This window comes from Pseudomonas sp. JUb52 (assembly GCF_004341115.1).
GTDB lineage: Bacteria > Pseudomonadota > Gammaproteobacteria > Pseudomonadales > Pseudomonadaceae > Chryseomonas > Chryseomonas oryzihabitans.
Genome location: NZ_SLYS01000033.1, coordinates 1 through 3918 on the forward strand (window position 1 = coordinate 1; position 3918 = coordinate 3918).

Consider the following 3918-nt stretch of genomic DNA (forward strand, 5'->3'; position numbering starts at 1 on the left):
TAGACTTATCCACAGTTGCTGGTAACAAAATCAGCAATCCGCCCTGGGTCAAATTTCAATCGGCAGGGTGGGTCAATTTTCCATCAGCGCCAACAAACAGGTTTACCAACTGATCGACAGCGTCTTTAGCGACAGCCAGATGTTCGACATCAGCGACGACCGTCGGCCGAAGAAAAATTCGCTCAACAGCAACTTCGAGAAGCAGGAGTTCAAGGAGCTGTGGAACCGGATCAATCGTAAGGCGGCGTTCAGCGTTGACTTCGATTCAGAAGAGTTGGTCCAAAAAGCTGTTGAGGAACTGGACGCTAGCCTGCGTGTGACGCCATTGCAGTACACGATCCAGACCGGCGAGCAGGCTGCCCAGGTGACTTACGACGGCCTAAAGGATGGCGAGGCATTCGTGCTCAAGACCACCGAACCCGAAAAGAACGTGCATTCGATCCACTCTGCAGTGAAGTACGACCTCATCGGCAAGATCGCTGAAGGTACGCAGCTGACCCGACGCACGACGGCAGACATCCTCAAGGGTATCAGCGTCACGGTGTTTGGACAGTTCCGTACTAATCCAGAGAGTTTCATCTCTGAAACCGTCCGGCTGATTAATGAGCAGAAGGCGACGATGATCATTGAGCACTTGACCTACGATCCCGTCGAGGACAAGTTCGATCTGGACATCTTCACCACAGGCCAGACCAAGCAAGATTTCAGCAAAGCCGGAGACAAGCTCAAGCGCCACATCTACGATTACGTGGTAACCGATTCCGGCATCGAGCGCGAGTTCGTGAAAGAGCTGGATACCTGTACTGAGGTGGTCGTCTACGCCAAATTGCCGCGTGGCTTCCTGATCCCCACGCCGGTTGGCGACTACAACCCTGACTGGGCTGTGTCATTCAAGGAAGGAGCCGTCAAGCACGTCTATTTTGTCGCCGAGACTAAGGGCTCAATGTCTTCGATGGTGCTTAATGAGATCGAGAAGACAAAGATCAAGTGCGCCCGCAAGTTCTTCGACGAAATCAATAGAAAGTACGCCCCCGAAAACGTTAAGTACAATGTGGTGAACAGCTTCGGGAAGCTGATGGAGCTGGTGAAGTAAGCAGCAGAATTACGCCCAGCCAGATCGAACTCAAAAATGATCTGTTGCTTATCTGGGGTCCTGACAAAGAAAAAGTCCTGCATTGAGCCGCTATACGGTTGCTCATACAGGGCTTTTTTTAATGCGCTGTTCGACAGTATCCAGCAATCTTCTGAAGACCCAGCAGGCCAGTAGCACCACTATCAACAGCGGTGGGAAGCGCAGCATCAGCACTGTGCTCAAGGCTATCGCTCCCGTACGGCCTCTTAAGTCAACCGCATCGCCCTTCAGAATGGTTAGAGCAGGGATTGCCTGCCGGCCGCCAGCAGGCGCGAGGGCATATCGAGCAAGCTCGTGCCGTGCTGCTGGAGCGGGAGGAAAAGGCCACGTTGACGCTAGAAATGCGTGACGGCGTGTGCGAGGACGTCTATCGGCCGTAAAGCGCCTAATAGCTCGCCCTGACTTCCGGGTGCACGAACTGGTAGCGGACACGCAGAACGATAGAGCCGGCTTCGATATCCCGCTATTAGAGGACGATGGTGTCACCGCTTCGTTGAGGTGAAAGCTAATAGCTGGGGGCTCGCCTCGTCGCTTATGGCTAACGGTCGCCAGTTGTCCCGAATCATTCGGGCTGCATCACCCTATTACATCCGATCGTCTCAGCTCGTTCTTGCCATCGGTTCCATTTCCGTTCATGGGCGGTCGCACTGGCCCTCCGTTCCCTGACACGCTCGAACTGAGAACAAAACCAGCCATGGGCCATGGGCACGTCCGCCTCGATACGATTAGATCATGTCCCTGAACGCCTCGCGAAAGCCCATCCAAAGTAATAACCAGCTATCCGTAGTAGAAGTGCTGCCTTTCAGGGCGGTGCGACGGAAAACGAAGCGCCATTGCTCGGGATGGTCTCCGCTGTCGGTTCTCGTGATCCTTATCCGTACCGGCTTAGAATCTCCCCAGGGCGTTCGCCATTCTTCTTGTCCTGGAGCGGCGATTGCTATCTGTAGCACCGGCGCCGAGCGCAGTTGACGCAGGTGGCTGAGACGGTCGTCCTGTTGGCGAGCTGCTTGGGTCTTCTGTAGAAAATCTGAAATTTCGCATGGTTCAATAGGCCTTACGGCTTCGCGTAGGCCGAGCTCGCGGACTCTCAATTCCTCATGTGCCAGCATGCTTTTCGCATCCAGTTCATCCAGTTCCTTTTGTGCGAACCACCACGGCTTTCGCTTCTCGTATGGATTTAGCGTCTGCCAGCACGAAAAGGCTGATCTGCAGCGCTCGTCTAGCTCGCGGTAACCTCGGACCGTGAACTCCACCGCAAAGCCAGACGCATCGGATAACCGCACCCGGAATTGGATGGCTTCCCGCCCCGTGTTCATCGGCGCGCTGTTTTCATTGCCGCGTGGCCGAAAAGTTTCCATCCAACGGATCCTCTCCTGGCGCAGTCGTAGCCGGTTGGTGTAGAGAAACTGTCCCAGCTCAATCGCCTGCCTACGAACCAACACAAGCTCGCGCGTTTCAAGGCCTGCCGCTGGAAGGTGCTCTTCCAAGCACCAACTGCCGTAGTTCAGACGAAGCTCTGAAAACTGAATGCCGGCGCCCGCCGCCTGGGCCATCATGTGTTTTGCCCATGCAGTACTCATCTCACCTACAAGCGAGACCTCTAACGGCATGGTGCCGCATGGGCCGTCAGGTTCATGCCCGTCACAAGATGAAAAGCTAAAACAGCCCGTAGCCGACAGCGCCTTGACTAGAAGCGCTACGTGCGGGTCGAGTACGGATGTCGGCACCTTAATTCCATGCAGCCTGCGCCTGAAATAGTAGGGTGCCTCCATGTCGGAGAGATAGGATGCCTGGCGCTGAACGTGTTCATGGTCGAATAGCGTCGACACCTGACTGTCCGTAAGGATCTGGTCTCCGTGGATGAGTTTGAAAGGGCGTACTGGATCGTTGGTCCTGCTCAATCCATCCAGACCAATCCGGCTTAACGTGATCGCAAGAAATACAGCGTCGGAGGGGTAGGTCCGCCTAAACCCGGGCTCGCTGCCGTGAAGGCACGCATTGTCTGTCAGGAAAATATCGTTGCCGATCAAATCAACTAGAAAGCCTCGGGCGAGAAGCGCGGATGAAAGCGTGACAGGATGGGGAAACAGTAGGGCGGTCAATTCAGTCACGACGGAGTTCTGCTATTAAACGAGGGGCGTAAGCTTCCGAATCGTATCGATCAGCTGCACTGTGGGTTTTGAAAGTATGTACGTGATGAACCACTTAACCGCCTTAGCCTACCTGCTTCGCCCGAATTATCTTTCTTGCTTGAGCCAGGCCGACTAGCCACGCCGTTAGTTCGGCGTAGTTAACGTCATCAATGGAAGTGATTTCCTTGCGGATGGCCTCAAGACTGCCGCTCAGGGGCGTGATAGCTTCCGCGTCCAAAGGGCGGCTAAGCCCAGTCCGTGCGAGCAGGGAAATTGGCTCTAGAACGGCGTCGAACGCGTCTTGCTGCACCAGTAGCCGTGACAGACTATTAAGCTGCTGACGAATGTGTTCGGGTACCTCGCCTGAACTCAAAAAGCCGGCTAAGTTAAGGATGCGCTTGCCGGTGCGCTTAGTACCGCTGGACTCCTGAAGCAGCGACTCCAGAAGTTCTTTTATAATTCTGTCCACCTTAGACCTCCTATATTTCAAGTACCGGCTGGATGCTGCCCCAGCGTCGCGTCAACTTGTGTCGTGGTTCGATGGTGTCATCAGGCGGAATGTAGTGGTCAACCCATCCCGGACAGTGGGTTAAGTTTTTCTTCGGCCACCGCAGGCGGTAGCCCATCGTTGAATTGATGCGGCCTGATCCAGTT

Annotated in this window: 3 protein-coding genes; 1 reads left to right on the forward strand and 2 read right to left on the reverse strand. The window is 54.7% G+C overall.

Annotated elements, in window-relative coordinates:
• The first annotated feature begins 139 nt into the window (after positions 1-139).
• Positions 140-1093 carry a hypothetical protein gene (locus tag EC839_RS23935; protein WP_256681104.1) on the forward strand — a complete coding sequence of 318 codons (954 nt, stop codon included), beginning with the start codon at positions 140-142 and terminating at the stop codon, positions 1091-1093.
• A 764-nt stretch (positions 1094-1857) separates the two neighbouring features.
• On the opposite strand, the gene EC839_RS23945 is transcribed toward EC839_RS23935, so the two are convergent.
• Complete coding sequence (locus EC839_RS23945; RefSeq protein ID WP_132833225.1) at positions 1858-3243, reverse strand: hypothetical protein; 1386 nt, start codon at positions 3241-3243, stop codon at positions 1858-1860.
• A 103-nt stretch (positions 3244-3346) separates the two neighbouring features.
• Complete coding sequence (locus EC839_RS23950) at positions 3347-3733, reverse strand: hypothetical protein (protein ID WP_132833226.1); 387 nt, start codon at positions 3731-3733, stop codon at positions 3347-3349.
• Positions 3734-3918: the final 185 nt, after the last annotated feature.